At 71.2% G+C, this 16,037-nt stretch carries 19 protein-coding genes; 13 read left to right on the top strand and 6 right to left on the bottom strand.

Translation table 11 applies throughout. The features are described 5' to 3' along the window. The first annotated feature begins 21 nt into the window (after positions 1–21). Together pdxA and O0235_RS05075 are read left to right on the top strand one after the other, a co-directional pair. On the top strand, positions 22–987 hold the full coding sequence (gene pdxA / locus O0235_RS05070; RefSeq protein WP_270057452.1) for a 4-hydroxythreonine-4-phosphate dehydrogenase PdxA: 966 nt from the start codon (positions 22–24) through the stop codon (positions 985–987). After that, a complete protein-coding gene (locus O0235_RS05075; protein ID WP_270057453.1) occupies positions 984–1,214 on the top strand; it encodes a hypothetical protein in 231 nt (76 codons plus the stop codon). Before pdxA ends, O0235_RS05075 begins: the two co-directional genes overlap by 4 nt. Here the strand turns inward: O0235_RS05075 and O0235_RS05080 are convergent. After that, positions 1,208–1,768 carry a DinB family protein gene (locus O0235_RS05080; RefSeq protein WP_270057454.1) on the bottom strand — a complete coding sequence of 187 codons (561 nt, stop codon included), beginning with the start codon at positions 1,766–1,768 and terminating at the stop codon, positions 1,208–1,210. The genes O0235_RS05075 and O0235_RS05080 overlap by 7 nt on opposite strands. A gap of 87 nt (positions 1,769–1,855) precedes the next feature. Here O0235_RS05080 and O0235_RS05085 point away from each other — a divergent pair, with 87 nt between their 5' ends. The 4 genes from O0235_RS05085 to O0235_RS05100 all read left to right on the top strand — a co-directional run bounded on the left by O0235_RS05085 (position 1,856) and on the right by O0235_RS05100 (position 6,385). Further along, complete coding sequence (locus O0235_RS05085) at positions 1,856–2,413, top strand: hypothetical protein (protein WP_270057455.1); 558 nt, start codon at positions 1,856–1,858, stop codon at positions 2,411–2,413. Further along, positions 2,388–3,176, top strand: a complete 789-nt coding sequence (locus O0235_RS05090; protein WP_270057456.1) for an acetyl-CoA hydrolase/transferase C-terminal domain-containing protein — start codon at positions 2,388–2,390, stop codon at positions 3,174–3,176. Before O0235_RS05085 ends, O0235_RS05090 begins: the two co-directional genes overlap by 26 nt. 75 nt (positions 3,177–3,251) lie before the next feature. Continuing rightward, the gene (locus O0235_RS05095; protein ID WP_270057457.1) at positions 3,252–5,144 is read left to right on the top strand and encodes a PAS domain-containing sensor histidine kinase; all 1,893 of its coding nucleotides are present in this window, start codon (positions 3,252–3,254) and stop codon (positions 5,142–5,144) included. A gap of 77 nt (positions 5,145–5,221) precedes the next feature. Continuing rightward, positions 5,222–6,385 carry an acyl-CoA dehydrogenase family protein gene (locus O0235_RS05100; RefSeq protein WP_270057458.1) on the top strand — a complete coding sequence of 388 codons (1,164 nt, stop codon included), beginning with the start codon at positions 5,222–5,224 and terminating at the stop codon, positions 6,383–6,385. A 3-nt stretch (positions 6,386–6,388) separates the two neighbouring features. Here the strand turns inward: O0235_RS05100 and O0235_RS05105 are convergent, their stop codons facing one another. Next, on the bottom strand, positions 6,389–6,772 hold the full coding sequence (locus O0235_RS05105) for a type II toxin-antitoxin system VapC family toxin (protein ID WP_270057459.1): 384 nt from the start codon (positions 6,770–6,772) through the stop codon (positions 6,389–6,391). After that, positions 6,769–7,065, bottom strand: a complete 297-nt coding sequence (locus O0235_RS05110; protein ID WP_270057460.1) for a type II toxin-antitoxin system Phd/YefM family antitoxin — start codon at positions 7,063–7,065, stop codon at positions 6,769–6,771. Before O0235_RS05110 ends, O0235_RS05105 begins: the two co-directional genes overlap by 4 nt. A 65-nt stretch (positions 7,066–7,130) precedes the next feature. Here O0235_RS05110 and O0235_RS05115 point away from each other — a divergent pair, with 65 nt between their 5' ends. Continuing rightward, entirely contained in the window at positions 7,131–8,009 is an 879-nt protein-coding gene (locus O0235_RS05115) for an alpha/beta fold hydrolase (RefSeq protein WP_270057461.1), read from the top strand. Further along, entirely contained in the window at positions 7,999–8,595 is a 597-nt protein-coding gene (locus tag O0235_RS05120) for an AAA family ATPase (protein WP_270057462.1), read from the top strand. The genes O0235_RS05115 and O0235_RS05120 overlap by 11 nt, the downstream gene beginning before the upstream one ends. Here O0235_RS05120 and O0235_RS05125 read toward each other — a convergent pair. Then, on the bottom strand, positions 8,562–8,768 hold the full coding sequence (locus O0235_RS05125) for a hypothetical protein (RefSeq protein ID WP_270057463.1): 207 nt from the start codon (positions 8,766–8,768) through the stop codon (positions 8,562–8,564). The genes O0235_RS05120 and O0235_RS05125 overlap by 34 nt on opposite strands. A 122-nt stretch (positions 8,769–8,890) precedes the next feature. Between O0235_RS05125 and O0235_RS05130 the strand changes: the two genes are divergently transcribed. From O0235_RS05130 to O0235_RS05150, 5 genes are read left to right on the top strand one after another with little or no spacing between them, the layout of a single operon-like run. After that, entirely contained in the window at positions 8,891–9,535 is a 645-nt protein-coding gene (locus O0235_RS05130; protein ID WP_270057464.1) for an MBL fold metallo-hydrolase, read from the top strand. Continuing rightward, complete coding sequence (locus O0235_RS05135) at positions 9,520–9,921, top strand: pyridoxamine 5'-phosphate oxidase family protein (RefSeq protein ID WP_270057465.1); 402 nt, start codon at positions 9,520–9,522, stop codon at positions 9,919–9,921. Before O0235_RS05130 ends, O0235_RS05135 begins: the two co-directional genes overlap by 16 nt. Positions 9,922–9,965: 44 nt before the next feature. After that, positions 9,966–10,751 carry an enoyl-ACP reductase FabI gene (locus tag O0235_RS05140; RefSeq protein WP_270057466.1) on the top strand — a complete coding sequence of 262 codons (786 nt, stop codon included), beginning with the start codon at positions 9,966–9,968 and terminating at the stop codon, positions 10,749–10,751. A gap of 4 nt (positions 10,752–10,755) precedes the next feature. Beyond that, entirely contained in the window at positions 10,756–11,259 is a 504-nt protein-coding gene (locus O0235_RS05145) for a GNAT family N-acetyltransferase (RefSeq protein ID WP_270057467.1), read from the top strand. Then, on the top strand, positions 11,259–11,447 hold the full coding sequence (locus O0235_RS05150) for a hypothetical protein (protein ID WP_270057468.1): 189 nt from the start codon (positions 11,259–11,261) through the stop codon (positions 11,445–11,447). The genes O0235_RS05145 and O0235_RS05150 overlap by 1 nt, the downstream gene beginning before the upstream one ends. 34 nt (positions 11,448–11,481) lie before the next feature. Here O0235_RS05150 and O0235_RS05155 read toward each other — a convergent pair whose 3' ends face one another. Both O0235_RS05155 and metH read right to left on the bottom strand, forming a co-directional pair. Continuing rightward, on the bottom strand, positions 11,482–12,414 hold the full coding sequence (locus tag O0235_RS05155; protein ID WP_270057469.1) for a TIGR03619 family F420-dependent LLM class oxidoreductase: 933 nt from the start codon (positions 12,412–12,414) through the stop codon (positions 11,482–11,484). Positions 12,415–12,480: 66 nt separating this feature from the next. Continuing rightward, the gene (gene metH, locus O0235_RS05160; RefSeq protein ID WP_270057470.1) at positions 12,481–16,020 is read right to left on the bottom strand and encodes a methionine synthase; all 3,540 of its coding nucleotides are present in this window, start codon (positions 16,018–16,020) and stop codon (positions 12,481–12,483) included. Positions 16,021–16,037: the final 17 nt, after the last annotated feature.

Below are 16,037 nucleotides of genomic sequence, written 5' to 3' on the forward strand. Positions count from 1 at the left end.
CGCGGCGCCTATACTCGCCGCATGGCGCGGCCGCGGCTCCTGATCACGCTGGGCGACCCGAACGGCATCGGGCCGGAGGTGACGGCGAAGGCGCTCGCGCGGGCGGACGTGCGCGCCGCCGCGGACCTCGCCGTGGTGGGGCTGCGCGCGGTGCTCGCGCCGTGGCTGGAGCGGTTCGGCGGGGGCGAAGTCGAGGTCATCGAGCCGATGCCCGGGGACGGCTTCACGGTGCGGCACGGGGCGGTGGATGCGGCGGCCGGGCGGCTGGCGCACGGGTGGGTCGAGTTCGCGGCGCGCGCGTGCCTTGCCGGCCGGGCGGACGGGATGGTGACGGCGCCGGTGAACAAGGCGGCGTTCGCCGCCGCGGGCATCCGGGACACGGGCCACCAGGAGGTGCTGCAGCGGGTGAGCGGCGCGGAGCAGGTGCTGACGATGCTGCAGACGGGCGGGCTGCGCTGTGTCCACCTGAGCACGCACAAGCCGCTGCGGGAGGCCTGCGCTCATGTCACGCGCGCGAACGTGCTCCAGGCGCTGCGGCTGACCGACCGGGAGTTCCGGCGGTGGGGATTCGCTGCGCCGAGGGTCGCCGTAGCGGCGCTGAACCCGCACGCAGGGGAGGGCGGGCTCATCGGCCGGGAAGAGCTGGACGAGATTGGGCCGGCAGTCGGCGATGCGCGGGCGGAGGGCATCGACGCGCGGGGGCCGTTCCCGGCGGATTCGGTCTTCACCCGGGCGATCGCGGGGGAGTTCGACGCCGTGCTGGTGATGTACCACGACCAGGGCCACATCGCGGTGAAGGTGCACGGCTTCGAGCGGAGCGTGAGCGTGAACCTCGGGCTGCCGTTCACCCGGGCGAGCGTGGACCACGGGACGGCGTTCGACATCGCGGGGCGGGGCATCGCGAGCGGGGAGAGCATGGCGGAGGCGGTGCTCCTCGCGGCACGGCTGGCGGCCGGGCGCGGGATGGCGGCGGAGGGGCCCGCGTGAGCCGGGCGGGCGACATCCCGCTCGAGCCGCCGGTGGTGCGGGGTGCGGGCGCGGCGCCGGCGAAGGAGGACCGGACCTACCTCGGTTACGTGGCGGCAGCCCTGGCGGGCGCGCTGCTCGGGGGGTTCGCGCTCGCGGCCGACGTGCTGCGGGCGGCGCGGAATGAGGGGCGGAACCTCGCGGCGATCGAGGCGGCGGCGCTGGGGCCGAACCGCCAGCCTCAGTAGGGAAGCCCGGGCAGGCCGAAGAGGGTGCGGGCGTAGCTCGCGCGGCCGAGGTGGCCGTTCCCGTGGCCGATGAGGCCATGGAGGATGGCTTCGATGCGGGGGACCGGCCCCCACGGCCGGATGACCTGGACTTCGCGGAGGTAGGCCTCGCTCATCGCGGCGATGCGCGGCACGACGGCGGCCTCGACGGCGCGGGTGTACTCGTCGAACTCAGCCGGGGGCGGGAAGCGCATGCTGTAGGCGTCGCGGGGGTCCTGGCCGGTGCCCTGGTCGACGCGGGGGAGGTTCCAGCGTTCGTGGAAGGCGTGCTGGAGCCAGACGGGCTGCTCGCGTTCGAAGACGAAGTGGATGATGTTGTCGATGGTGCGGACGACGTGCCAGACGTCCCAGCCGATGGAGTTGGTGAGTCCGCCGCGGGTATCACAGAGCTGGTCGACGGTGAGGCCGTCGGTGGCGCGGAGGGCGTACTGGAGGACGCGGCCGACGACCACGGCGAGCTGGGTAGGGGTATCGGGCGGGTTGCCCATCCCGGGGAGGTTGGGGACCTGGGACATCGAACGGACCTCGCGTGCAGGGGTGGCCGGATTCTGCCAGACGGCGGAGGAACGCGCGGCCCGGAGGGGCGCGTATACTCCGCCGCCGTGGAACGGTCGCGCTACCTCGACTGGCCGGAGGAGTACGCGGCGAAGCTGATGACGCCGGCCGAGGCGGCGCAGCTGGTGCGGCCGGGCGACACGGTGGTCATCCCGATCGGGGCGATCACGCCGAACCTGTGCGCGGCGCTGTGGGAGCGGCGGGAGGAGCTGCACGACGTGGATGTGCTGGCCTGCGCGCCGTTCGTGGACCCGGGCTGGTACGAGCCGGGGCACCCGGCGTTTCGGACGCACGTGGAGCTGTTCAACACGGCGGTAGCGCGGGCCTCGATGGTGCGCGGGTCGACGGACTTCGTCTCGATCCCGTTCAGCCGGCGCTTCAAGGGGGAGGACGAGCGGGGCGGCGGGCGGTTCGCCATCGATGTCGTGTTCATCGGGGTGTCGCCCCCGGACCGGTTCGGCTACTGCAGCTTCGGGACGAGCGTGTGGAACAAGGGGAGCTACAGCGCGCCGGGCGCGGACGGTGCTGGCGGAGGTGTTCGCGGGGTATCCGCGGACGGGCGGCGACAACCGGATCCACGTGAGCGAGATCGCGGCGTTCGTTGAAGGCGGCGAGCTGCCGCCGGTGCGCGCGGCGCGGGAATCGAACCCGTTCCACCCGGCGATGGCCGGGTTCGTGAACGAGCTGCTGCGGCACGGGGACACGCTGCAGATCGGCACGGGGCTTTCGACGCTGCCGCTGGCGCGGGCGGGGGCGTTCGACGGGCTCGTGGACCTCGGGGTGCACAGCGAGGTGAGCATCCCGGGGTTGAACGAGCTGGTGGCGAAGGGCGTGATCACCGGGGCCCGGAAAACGGTGAACCCGGGGAAGTTCGTGGCCACGGCGCTCTCGGCGACGACGGAGTGGGACCTCGAGTTCATCCACGAGAACCCGGTGTACGAGCTGCGGGACGTGGCCTACACGAACGACATCCAGGTCATCGCGGCGCACGAGAACATGGTGGCGATCAACAACGCGATGACGATCGACCTGACGGGGCAGGTGGCAGCCGAGTCGATCGGGCCGGCGATGTGGAGCGGGCCGGGCGGGCAGCTGGAGTTCGTCATCGGGGCGATGTACGCGAAGGGCGGGCGGAGCATCACGCTCTTGCCGGCGGCGGCGAAGGACGGCGCGGTGAGCCGCATCGTGGCGGAGCACCCGCCCGGGACGGTGGTGACGGTGCCGCGGCAGTTCGTCGATTACGTCGTCACGGAGTACGGGGTGGCGCGGCTGTTCGGGAAGAGCGACCGGGAGCGGGCCGAGGAGCTGATCGCGATTGCCCACCCGGACCACCGGGCAGACCTCCGGCGGGCGCTGCGGCGGGCCTGAGCGGGTGCGAAGTTCGGGAGTTCCCCGATGCCGGGCCGGGAGCGGATTGCTGACGATCCGGGCGGGGGAGGGCGCGTGAACGTGCAGGATACGGGCGTCGAATTGCTGCGGGGCGCTTTCGAGGCAGCGCCGGACGGCATGATCGTGGTCGATGCCGAGGGGCGGGCGGTGCTCTGGAACCAGGCGTTTCTCGCGATGTGGGGGCTGAGCGAGGAGGTGATGCGGCTGCCGCGGCCCGAGCTGCGCAGGCAGTTCGCGGCGCGGCTGGTGCGCGACCCGGAGGCGTTCCTCGCGGAGGCCGAGGAAGTGGCGTCGGCGCCGGGCGCGGTGCTCCACCGGCTGGTGGAGCTGGCCGACGGGCGGACGCTGGAGATGCATTCGCGGCCGATCGCGCTGGGGGAGCGCCGCCCCGGCCGAATCTGGTACTACCGGGACGTGACGGAGCTGGTGCAGGCGCGCCGGGAGCTGGAGGAGGCGAGCCGGCTGCTGGAAGCGCAGTTCGAAGGGTCGCCGTTCGGGATCATCGTGGTGGGGATGGACGGCCGGTTCCTCCGGGCGAGCCGGCGGTTCTTCGAGATGTCGGGGCTGGACGAGGCGTGGACCCGGCTGCCGGTGCTCGAGCGGATGGCGAAGCTCGAGGGGCTGGCGAGGGACGTTTCGGCGGCGCGGGCGTTCAACCTGCGCTGGAGGAGCGCCCCGGACCAGAGCTACGCGGCGACGTTCGAGACGTGGGACGGGCGGTTCATCCGGGTGACGACGCAGCCGCTCCGGGATGCGGCGGGCGCGGTGCTGGGGCAGGTGTTTTTCTACCTCGATGTGACCGCCGAACAGCGCGCGCGGATGGAGGTCGAGGCGCAGGAGGAGCGGCTGCGGCGGCTGGTGGAGGGGCTGGACGCCGGGGTGATCGTGGTGGACCGCGAACGGCGGTTTCCGGTGGCGAATGCGGCGGCGCTGGAGGTCCTCGGCATCACGCGGGAGCAGCTGGGGGAGCTGAGGCTGGACGCGGAGACGTGGCAGGCGACCCGGGAGGACGGCAGCCCGATGCCGTTCGAAGAGTTCCCGGCCGAGCAGGCGCTGCAGACGGGGCGGGCGGTGCACGGGGTGGTGATGGGGGTGCGGCGGGGTGACGGGAGCCGCCGCTGGCTGCTGGTGAGCGCGAGCCCGCTCGAGCGGGCGCCGGGTGGTGAAGTGGAGACCGTGGTCACGACGTTCTACGACATCACGGAGCGGCGGGCGCTGGAGCAGGCGATGGCGCGAGCGCGGCACCTCGAGAGCCTGGCGGCCCTCTCCGGCGGCGTCGCCCACCGGCTGAACAACCAGCTGACGGCGGTCATCGGGAACGCGTGGCTGCTGAGCAGGGGGGAGAACCTGACGCCGGAGCAGCAGGAATCGGTCGCGGAGATCCAGGCAGTGGCGCGGGCGGCCGCGCAGCTGGTGCAGGACTTGCGGGCGTATTCGGCGCCGGCGGGCGGGACCGGTGCGACCGCGGACATCAACCGCTGCGTGGCGGACGCGCTGGCGCGGTTTGGCCCCGGCGAGCGGCAGCGGCTTTCGGTGACGCTGGCAGCCAGCCTGCCGGCCGTCGCGGGGCAGGCGGATGGGCTGGCGCAGGCGATCGCCCACCTGATCGAGAACGGGCTCGAGGCATCACCGGGCGCGGTGGAGGTGCGGACCGCGCTCATCGATGCCGGGGCGCTGCAGCCGCGGCGGCCGCACCGGTGGGAGCCTTCGGAGCCGCCAGCCGGGCAGTACGTGGCGGTGCTCATCGAAGACGGCGGCGAAGGGATGGATGCGGATGCGCTGGCGCGGGCGTTCGACCCGTTTTTCTCGACGCGGTTCGAGGGGCGCGGGCTGGGGCTGCCGGCGACGCTCGGGATCGCGCGGCGGCACGGCGGGTTCGTGGGGCTCGAATCCGCGCCGGGCCGGGGGACGCTGGGAATCTTGCTTCTGCCGGCCGCGGAGGCGTAAGAGCAGGGCGCGGCTGCCATGCCTTTTCGGGCGGGGCGTGCTTCAATAGCCGGCAAGGCTGCAGGAGGCACGACCCGATGGACTTCGAACTCAGCGAAGAGCACCGGCTGATCAAGGAAACGGCGCGGCGGATTGCGCGCGAGGTCATCGCGCCGCGGGCGAAGGAAGTGGACGAGACGGGGGAGTACCCGCACGACTTCTTCGAGGCGTTCAAGAAGGCCGGGCTGCTCGGGATGGCGATCCCGGAATCGATGGGCGGGACGGGGAACGGCATCCTGCCGCTCTGCCTCGCCATCGAAGAGGTGGCGAAGTACGAGTGCGGCGCGGGGCTGATGCTGGTGCTGAGCGGGCTGCCGACGCGCCCCATCGTCTTCGGCGGGACGCCGGAGCAGCAGCAGCGGTGGCTGCCGGCGCTGGCGAGCGGCGAAGCGAAGGCCGCCTTCTGCCTGACGGAGCCGGACCACGGGTCCGATGCGGCGAACCTCGAGACGCGCGCGGTGCGGGATGGGGATGACTACATCCTCAACGGGAACAAGGTCTACATCTCCGGCGGGACGGTGGCGGACTACCTGACGGTGTTCGCGCGGACCGGCGGCCCCGGGGCGAAGGGCATCAGCGCATTCGTGGTGGACGCGCATGCGCCGGGAGTGCGGATCGACCGGACGGACGACAAGATGGGCGTCCGGAGCGTGCCGACCGCGCACTTCAGCTTCCAGGACGTGCGGGTGCCGGCGGAGAACCTGCTGGGCGGCGTTGAAGGACAGGGCTTCAACGTGGCGATGCTGACGCTGAGCTCGATGCGGCCGACGGTGGGGGCGCGCGGCGTGGGGCTGGCGGAGGGGGCCGCGGCCTACGCGCTGGAGTGGGCGCGGGAGCGGAAGGCGTTCGGCAGCTCGGTCATCGATTTCGAAGCAATCCAGTTCATGTTCGCGGACATGGCGATCCAGATCGAGGCGGCGCGGAACCTCGTCTACAAGGCGGCATGGCTGGTGGACCAGGGCAAGTACACGCGGGAGTACGCGCACCACCTTTCGATTGCGAAGGCCTACGCGACGGAGGTGGCGAACCGGGTGGCGTTCGATGCGCTGCAGGTGCTGGGGGCGCAGGGGTACATGAAGGACCACCCGCTGGAGCGGCACTACCGGGATGCGCGCCAGCTGATGATCGTGGAAGGGACGAGCCAGATTCAGCGGGTGGTGATCAGCCGGGCGCTCATCGACCGGAACCTGGTGTACGGCTGACGGTCACCAGGCGCGGGGCGCGCCGAGAGCGTCGAAGGCGGCATCGGGGGAGACGATGACCAGCCCTTCGGCGATGGCCTGCGCAGCGAGGATGCGGTCGAAGGGGTCGCGGTGCACCACGGGCAGCCGCGGCAGCGCGGCTGCGTGTTCGACCGAGATGGGAAGAATCGTCGCAGACAGCATCTCGGTCAGCTCATCGATGAACTCGTCCACGGGCCGGTGCGTGCGGGCCTTGCCGATCGTGACCTTGATCGCGATCTCGAGCGCTGACGCCACCGAAATCTGGAGGGGAGCCGGGCCGGCAAGCAGCTCAGCCGCCTTCGGCGAGATCCGCTCGGGCGCCGTCACGTAGTAGAACAGCACGCTGGTATCGACCAGGTAACTCACGGCTCTCGAGGCGATGGCGATTCGGGGCTCTCGGGAAGGCTGCCGCCTTCCCAATCTTCCAGGTCCTGTCCGGTGAGGGGGTCGAAGCAATCTTCACTGAACCAGACCTTGCCGCGAAGGGCGCCGAAGCCGCGGGCGCGGCGGGCAGCGATCTCCTCGGGCGAGGGGGCGGGGCGCAGCGCGGCGACCGGCCGGCCGCGGCGGGCGATGACGACTTCTTCGCCGCGGGCGACGGCGTCGATCAGTTCGGACAGGTGGGTCTTCGCCTCGGTGATGCTGACGATGCGGGGCATGGCACCATCGTAACAGGGCAGCGGGAGGGCTTGCGGGGGGCACCGCCCGGCGTATGATCCCGCGCATGCCATACGCGCCTTCGAATGGAATCGAGCTGTATTACGAGACGCACGGCGACCCGGGCGGCCGGCCGCTGCTGCTGGTGATGGGCCTCGGCGCCCAGCTGACGCTCTGGGAGCCGGGACTCTGCGACCTGCTCGTGCGGCAGGGGTTCTACGTCATCCGGTTCGACAACCGGGATGTCGGGCTGTCGTCGAAGATCGAGGGCGGGCCGCAGCCGGATATCGCGAAGGCGATGGCGGGCGACCATTCGACAGCGTCGTACACGCTCTGGGACATGGCCGACGATGCGGCGGGGCTGCTCGACCACCTGGGCATCGCGCGGGCGCACATCGCCGGCGCCTCGATGGGCGGGATGATCGTCCAGTGCATGGCCATCCGGCACGGCAGCCGGGTGCGGTCGATGACGTCGATCATGTCGACGACGGGAAACCCGGCAGTGGGGCAGCCGCAGCCGGAGGCGATGGCCGCGCTGCTGGCGCCGCCGCCGGAAAGCCGGGAAGCGGCCATCGAGCAGGGGCTGAAGACATGGAAGATCATCGGCTCGCCGGGGTACCCGCCCGATGAGGCAGAGCTGCGGGCGCGCCTCGCCGCCGACTACGACCGCTGCTTCTACCCGGAGGGAACGGCGCGGCAGCTCGTGGCGATCCTCGCGACGGGCGACCGCACGGAGGGGCTCCGCGGGGTCCGGGTGCCGACCCTCGTGATCCACGGGGAGGCGGACCCGCTCGTGACGCTGAGCGGAGGGCAGGCGACGGCGGAGGCGGTGCCCGGCGCGCGCTTGCTGACGTTCCCGGGGATGGGGCACGACCTGCCGAAGCAGCTCTGGCCGCAGTTTGCGGAGGCGCTCGCCGAGCTGGCGCGGGAGGCGGATGGCGGCTGAGCGGGCCGAGCGGCCGGTGCCGTTCGGGCGGCGGGTCGCCGTCTACGGGCCGTCGGGCAGCGGGAAATCGACCCTGGCGCGGGCGCTCGGGGATCGCCTCGGCCTGCCGGTCGTGGAGCTGGATGCGGTGTACCACGCGCGGCCCGGCTGGGAGGACCTTTCGCGCGAGGAGTTCCGCGCGGCGGTGGAGGGGCTGCTGGAGCGGCACGGGGACGGGTGGATTTTCGAGGGGAACTACGCGGCCGTGCGGGACCTGATCCTCCCCCGGGCGGACACAGTGGCCTGGCTCGACCTGCCGTTTCCGGTGGTGTACCGCCGGCTGGCCTGGCGGACCGTTTCGCGGTCGCTGCGCGGCGCGGAGCTGTGGAACGGGAACCGTGAGACGCTGCGGCAGACGTTCCTGTCGCGGGATTCGATGCTGCTGTGGGGACTGACGGCGTTCCGGCGGAGCCGCCGCAGCGTGGCCGAATCGCTCGCGACGCTGCGGCGGCCCGGCACACGGGTGTACCGGCTGCGGACGCCGGGGCAGGCGGCGTACCTCGTGCGGAACGCTCAGCCCGCAGGGGCGCCGGGGTCCCCGGGCTGAGCGCCGGCCAGGCCGTCAGCTTCGCCGTCGTGCGCGGCGGGCCCCGGCGGGACGGGGCGGCTGATGGGACGGCTGGAGAACCAGATCACGGCGGTCTTCGCGGGGTCCAGCGGCTGCTCCTCCGCGGAGTCCGGGGCCGGCGGCCGGGCGGGCTGGCCGGGTTCAGCTGGCATGGCAACCTCCTTTGCGGCGGGATAGCGCGCCGAGGATACCCACAGTGCGCGACAGGTAGCGTCGCGGCGCCGGTGCCGCAGCGGACAGGGTAGGATGGGGGCACCACGCGCGGGAGGGTCCGATGGAACGGATTCGCGACGGCGACCTCGAGATCGTCATCGGGGGGCCGACGGGCTACGGAAACAACGTCTACGTGGTGGTGGACCGGGCGACAGGCGAGGCGGCCTTCATCGATGCGCCGGGCGAGCCGGAAGCGAACATGGCGGCCGCGGAAGCTGCCGGGGTCCGGCCGACGCGGATTTTCCTGACCCACGGGCACTTCGACCATACGCCGGCGATCGATGCGCTGAAGGCAGCCTACGGGGCGAAGCTGTACGCCGACCCGGCGGAGCCGGGCCTGAAGGAAGGGCAGCTGGACGTGCCGGTGCGCCACGGGGAGGAGATCCCGGTGGGGAACCTGCGGTTCCGGGTGCTGAGCGTGCCGGGACATACGCCGGCGAGCACGGCCTACCTGTGCGGGAAGAGTGTCTTCGTGGGCGATACGCTGTTCCCGGGCGGGCCGGGCCGTTCGAAGGACAACGCGGCGCTGCAGCAGGAGATCGCCTCCATCGTGGGGGAGCTGTACCGCCTGCCGGAGGACACGGTCGTGTATCCCGGCCACGGGCCGACGACGACCATCGGGGCGAGCAAGGCGGAGTACGCGGTGTTCGCGAGCCGGGAGCACGCGCCGGACCTCTGCGGGGATGTCACGTGGCTGAACTCGTAGCGCCGCCGGCGGGCTGGTGGGCCGGGCGGCTGGGAGAGCCGCGGACGGCCGTGCTCGGGAGCGTCGACGGGCGGGGGCGGCCCCACGCGGCGGCAGTCTGGTACCTGTGGCGGGACGGCGAGGCGCACATCGTGACGGGGCGCGGCTCGCAGAAGCACCGGAACCTCGCGCGGAACGGCCGGGCAACGCTGACGTGGCTCGATGACTGGCGCTACCTGACCGCCGAGGGGCAGGTGGCCATCGAACCGCTGCGCTTCGAGGACCGGTTCGCGCTCTGGGCGCACTACCGGGGCGAGGCCGTCGCGCGGGAGGAGACGGCGAAGGGCGGCCACGAGGGGATGGTGCTCGTGCGGCTCCGCCCGGCGCGCTGGTGGGGCCAGTGGTGAGCGCGCCTTCCCCGTCGGAGAGGCAGGCCGTACCCTAGCGAGCCATGGGAAAGCTCGACGGCAAGACCGCGCTGATTTTCGGCGTCGCGAACGATAAGTCCATTGCGTGGGGCATCGCGCAGGCGTTCCACCGCGAGGGGGCGAAGCTGGCGTTTTCGTACGCGGCGGAGAACCTCGAGAAACGCGTGCGGCCGCTCGCGGAGAGCGTGGGCGCGGACTTCATCGAGCTGTGCGATGTGACGAAGGACGAGGACATCGAGCGGGTGTTCGCGGCGGCGCAGGAGCGGCTGGGGACGATCGACGTGCTGGTGCACGCGATCGCGTTCGCGAACCGGGAGGACCTCGCGGGGCGGTTCATCGACACCTCGCGCGAGGGGTTCCTGCTGGCGCACAACGTGTCGGTGTACTCGCTCGTGGCGCTGGCGCGGGCAGCGCGGCCGCTGATGCCGAACGGGGGGAGCATCATCACGCTGACGTACTACGGGTCGCAGAAGGTGGCGCCGAAGTACAACGTCATGGGCGTGGCGAAGGCGGCGCTGGAGGCGACGGTGCGCTACCTCGCGTGGGACCTCGGGCCGGAGGGCATCCGGGTGAACGCCATCAGCGCGGGGCCGATCCGGACGCTGGCCGCGAGCGGGATTTCTGGCTTCCGCGACTACCTGAAGGCGTTCGCGGATATCGCGCCACTGCACCGGAACGTGACGATCGAGCAGGTCGGCGAGGCGGCGGTCTTCCTCGGGAGCGAGATGTCGAGCGGGACGACGGGAGACATCCTGTACGTCGACAGCGGCTACAACATCATGGGGCTGGTGGCGGAGGAGCGGGGGTAATCCCGTGGAGGCGGACGGCTACCGGGTCGTGCCGTACGACCGGGCGCGGCACGGGGACGGGCCGTGGCGGGTAGTGGCGGCGGTGTTCGCGGAGTACGGCTTCCCGTTCGCGGAGGCGGACTACGACGCCGACGTGCTCCGGCCGGAGGCGCACTACCCGCCGGGGTGGTTCCTCGTGGCGGAATCGCCGGCGGGCGAGGTGGTCGGCTGCGTCGGGCTGACGGACGAGGGCGGCGGGGAGTTCGAACTGCACCGGCTGTACCTGCTGCCGGCGGCCCGCGGGAAGGGGCTGGGGGAGCGGCTGACGCGGGAGGTGGTGCGGATGGCGCGGGAGGCGGGCGCGCGGCGGCTGGTGCTGTTCAGCGATGTGGCGTTCGAGCATGCGCACCGGCTGTACGAGCGGTGCGGCTTCCGGCGGAACCGCTTCCGGTATGCGCCGGACCCGTGGCAGAGCCGGGAATGGGGATTCGTGATGGAATTCGAGGAGACCGGGAAGGAGGCGCGCTGATGGCGCGGATGCGGTGCCTGTGGTGTATCGAACCGCCGTACCAGGAGGTGGCGGTGCTGAAGTGGCGGGGCGAGGAGCGCGAGCGGCTGACCGTCCACCTCTGCCGGAAGCACCTGGCGCGGCTGAAGGAGGCGGGCCAGGCGGGCCGGGAGCACAAGGGCTGGTGGTACAAGGAGGGGTGGTGGTAGGCCGGGGCGGCTGAGGCGCGCCCCGGCGGCGCAGTTACTTGAAGTGGGGCAGGACGGTCTCGGCGAAGAGGCGGGCGGGCTCGCGGGTGTCGCGGCCGAAGAACTCGATGACGAACATCGTGCAGCCGAGGTCGATGTGCCGCTGGATCTGGTCGCGGACGCGGGCGGGGCTGCCGGCGATGGCGAGCGGGCCGGTCGGGTCGCCCATGTGGCCGCCGAAGATCTTCTTCGCGGTCTCGATCATCGGCCGGGCGGCGTCGTCATCGGGCGCGATGACGACGAGGCACTGCTGGCTGATGGTGATGGAGGCCGGGTCGCGGCCGACGGCCTGGCAGTGCTCGCGGAGGACGTCGATTTTGCGGGGGAGGGCGTGGTGGTGCGCGGCGAGGTTGTTCCAGATATCGGCGCGGCGGGCGGCGATGCGGAGGAGGACTTTTTCGCCGGCGCCGCCGACGAGGATGGGCGGCTTGCGGACCGGCTTCGGCTCGCAGACGAGGTGCTGGACCTTCACGAATTCGCCCTCCATGGTGACGTCGGGCTCGGTCCACATGGCGGTGAGGAGGTCGAGGGTTTCGCGGAGCTGGCGCATGCGGGCGCCGATGGGGAGGAAGGGGACGCCGAAGTCGGTGAACTCCCGGGGCATCCAGCCGGCGCCGAGGCCGGGGATGATGCGGCCGCCGGCGATGTTGTCGATGGTGGCGATGACTTTGCCGAGGTGGGCCGGATTGCGCATGCCGGCGGGGGTGACGAGGGTGCCGATTTCGACGCGCTCGGTAATGGCGGCGACGGCGCTGACGAGCGACCAGGCTTCGAGGATGGGGATCTGGGGCGACTGCGGCCCGTAGAGGTGGTCGCAGACCCAGAGGGAATCGAAGCCCATGGCTTCGAACTCGCGCGCGTTGGTCTTTGCCTCCTCCCAGGTGCGCTTGATCTGGGGGATGGTGACGCCGAAATGGATGGGGGGCATGGGCGGCCTCCGCGGGATGTGCTGGCGGAGACAGCCTAGCGGGGCGGGGCGCGCTGCGCGAGGGACTCAGCGGATGACGAAGTAGCGGGCGCCGGGGTGGTGGACGATGACGGCGGCGGTGGTCTGCTCCGGGTGCCACTGGAAGGTCTCGGAGAGCTCGACGCCGATGCGCTCGGGCCGGAGGAGGGCGGCGATCTTCGTTTGCTCTTCGAGGTCGGGACAGGCGGGATAGCCGAAGCTGTAGCGGCAGCCCTGGTAGCCGAGGGCGAAGAGCTTGCGGATGTCGGCGGCGTCCTTGCCGGCGATGCCGAGCTCTTCGCGGATGCGCTTGTGCCAGAATTCGGCGAGGGCCTCGGCGGCTTCGACGGAGAAGCCGTGCCAGTGGAGGTAGTCGCGGTATTCGTTGGCTTCGAAGAGCTGGCGGGCGAACTCGCTGGCGCGGGGGCCCATGGTGACGAGGGAGATGGCGACGACGTCGAAGCGGGGCCCGGCCGGGTCGGCGGCGACCTCCTCGACGGAGCGGAAGAAGTCGGCGATGCAGAGGCGGCGGCCGGAGGGCTGGCGGGGGAAGTGGAAGCGGACGGGCTCGCCGGCGGGTTCGCCGCCTTCGAGGGCGGGCCAGACGATGAGGTCGTTCTTCTCGGCGAGGGCGGGGAAGTAGCCGTAGACGACGGCGGGGAGGAGGAGCTGGTCGGCGATGGCGCGCTCCTGCCAGCGCCGGTAGATGGGGCGGACCTCTTCTTCGATGAAGCGGGCGTACTCCTCTTCGCTGCGTTCGCCGCGCTGGTACTGCCACTGGCCGCGGAACAGGGCGACTTCGTTGATGTAGGGGTAGATGTCGCGCAGGGGGATGCCGCGGACGACGCGGGAGCCCCAGAACGGGGGCGCCGGGATGGGGACGCCGCGTTCGACATCCGAGGGGGCGTAGTCGCGGTCGGAGGGGGCGGAGGCGGCGTTCGGGTCGCCGACGGGGTCGTAGCCGGTGTCCTGCGGGGTGACTTCGCGGCCGCCGCGCGTCAGCTCGGGCAGGGGTTTGCCTTCGCGGAGGGCGGGGATGATGCGGTCGAGGGTCGAGAGGCCTTCGAAGGCGTCCTGCGCGTAGTAGACGCGGCCTTTGTAGACCTGCCGGAGCTCTTCTTCGACGTATTTCCGGGTGAGGGCGGCGCCGCCGAGGATGACGGGGTAGTGGAAGAGCTCGCGGGCGTTGAGCTCTTCGAGGTCTTCGCGCATGACGACGGTGCTCTTGACGAGGAGGCCGGAGAGGCCGATGACGTCGGCCTGCACTTCCTGCGCCTTTTCGATGATGTTGGCGATCGGCTGTTTGATGCCGAGGTTGTAGGTGGTGTAGCCGTTATTCGTGAGGATGATGTCGACGAGGTTTTTGCCGATGTCGTGGACGTCGCCGCGGACGGTGGCGAGGACGACTTTGCCCTTGGACTGGCCCTCGACGCGGGGCATGTGGGGCTCGAGGTAGGCGACGGCGGCCTTCATCGTCTCGGCGGACTGGAGGACGAACGGGAGCTGCATCTTGCCGGCGCCGAAGAGGTCGCCGACTTCGCGCATGCCGGCGAGGAGGTGTTCGTTGATGATGGTGAGGGGGTCGAAGCGGGCGAGGGCTTCGTCGAGGTCGTCGTGGAGACCGCGGCGGTCGCCGTCGATGATGCGGCGGCGGAGGCGCTCTTCGACGGGGAGGCGGGCCGCGGAGGCGGAGGCGGCGGGCTTTGCTTGCTCCGCGGTTTCGAAGAGGGAGATGAAATGGGTGAGCGGGTCGTACCCCTCGCGGCGGCGGTCGTAGATGAGGTCGAGCGCGGTGTCGAGCTGCTCCTGGGGGATGCGGCTGAGCGGGAGGATCTGTTTCGCGTTGACGATGGCGGCATCGAGGCCGTGCTGGATGGCTTCGTGGAGGAAGACGGAGTTGAGGACGCGGCGGGCGGCCGGCTTGAGGCCGAAGGAGCAGTTGGAGACGCCGAGGATGGTGTGGACCCCGGGGAGCTCTTCTTTGACGCGGCGGATGGCTTCGAGGGTTTCGATGGCGTCGCGGCGGAGCTCTTCCTGGCCGCTCGTCATCGGGAAGGTGAGGCAGTCGAAGAGGAGGTCGCCGGGCTCCATGCCGTAGCGTTCGACGGCGATGTCGTAGATGCGGCGGGCGACGCGGAGCTTCCAGTCGGCAGTGCGGGCCTGGCCTTCTTCGTCGATGGTGAGGGCGACGGCGGCGGCACCGTGCTGCTTGATGAGGGGGAGCAGCTTCGTGATCTTCCGTTCGCCGTCTTCGAGGTTGATGGAATTGACGATGGCGCGGCCGCCGTAGAGTTCGAGGGCGGTTTCGATGACGGCGACTTCGGTGCTGTCGAAGACGAGCGGGACGGCGACCTGCGTGCGGAAGGCGGAGACGACCCGGGCCATGTCGGCGGCGCCGTCGCGGCCGACGTAGTCGACCATCACGTCGATGACGTGGGCGCCCTCGGCGGCCTGTTCGCGGGCGAGGGCGACCATGCCGTCGACATCCTCAGCGAGGAGGAGGTCGCGGAAGGCGCGGGAGCCGGTGGCGTTAGTGCGTTCGCCGACGACGAGGAAGGAGGTCTCCTGTTCGATCGGGACGGCGGTGTAGAGGGAGGCTGCGGCGGGCACGTAGCGGGTGGGCCGAGCTTTGGGGCGGGGACGGCCGATGCGGCGGATCGCCTCGGCGAACATGGGCGGGGTGGTGCCGCAGCAGCCGGCGACGATCGAGGTGCCGAATTCGTTGACGAAGATGTCGTGGTAGCGGGCGAACTCTTCGGGGGAGAGGGTGTAGCAGGCGCGGCCGTCGATGACCTCGGGCAGGCCCGCGTTTGGGCCGATGAAGACGGGCCGGCGGGAGTTCCTGGCGAGGTAGCGGACGTGCTCGACCATTTGCTCGGGGCCGGTGGCGCAGTTGATGCCGATGATGTCGACGACGTCGAGCGGTTCGAGCACGGCGAGGGCGGCGGCGATATCGGAGCCGAGCAGCATGGTGCCGGTGCTCTCGATGGTGACGGAGGCGATGACGGGCACGCGGCGGCCGGTGATCGCCATGGCGTCCTCGGCGGCGGCGAGGGCCGCCTTCGTCTGGAGGAGGTCCTGGCAGGTTTCGATTTTGAGGACGTCGATCCCGCCTTCGAGGAGGCCGATGCACTGCTCGCGCCAGCCTTCGCGAATTTCGCGGTAGGTGATGTGGCCGAGGGAGGGGAGGCGGGTGCCGGGGCCGATGGTGCCGAAGGCGTAGCGGGGCCATTCGGGGGTGGAGTAGCGGTCGCGGACGCGGCCGATGACCTGCGCGGCGATGCGGTTGAGTTCGCGGGTGCGGTCGGCGAGGCCGAATTCGGCGAGGACGACGGGGTTGGCGCCGAAGGAGCAGCTATCGACGGCGTCGACGCCGACCTCGTAGAAGGAGGCGTAAATGCCTTCGAGGATGCCGGGGTTGGCGACGTTGAGCCATTCGGGGCAGCCGTCGTGCGCTTCGCCGTCGGGCGCGACGTAGGCTTCGGGGCCGAGGTTGAGGGCGAGCAGGCTGGAGCCGATGGGACCGGCGGCGTAAAGCACCTGGTCCCGCAGGCGGTTGAGCAGCGGGAGGTCGCGCGGCCTGTACATCGGTGGGATTCAAGCGT

It is taken from the genome of Tepidiforma flava, from assembly GCF_027594505.1.
Classification (GTDB): domain Bacteria; phylum Chloroflexota; class Dehalococcoidia; order Tepidiformales; family Tepidiformaceae; genus Tepidiforma; species Tepidiforma flava.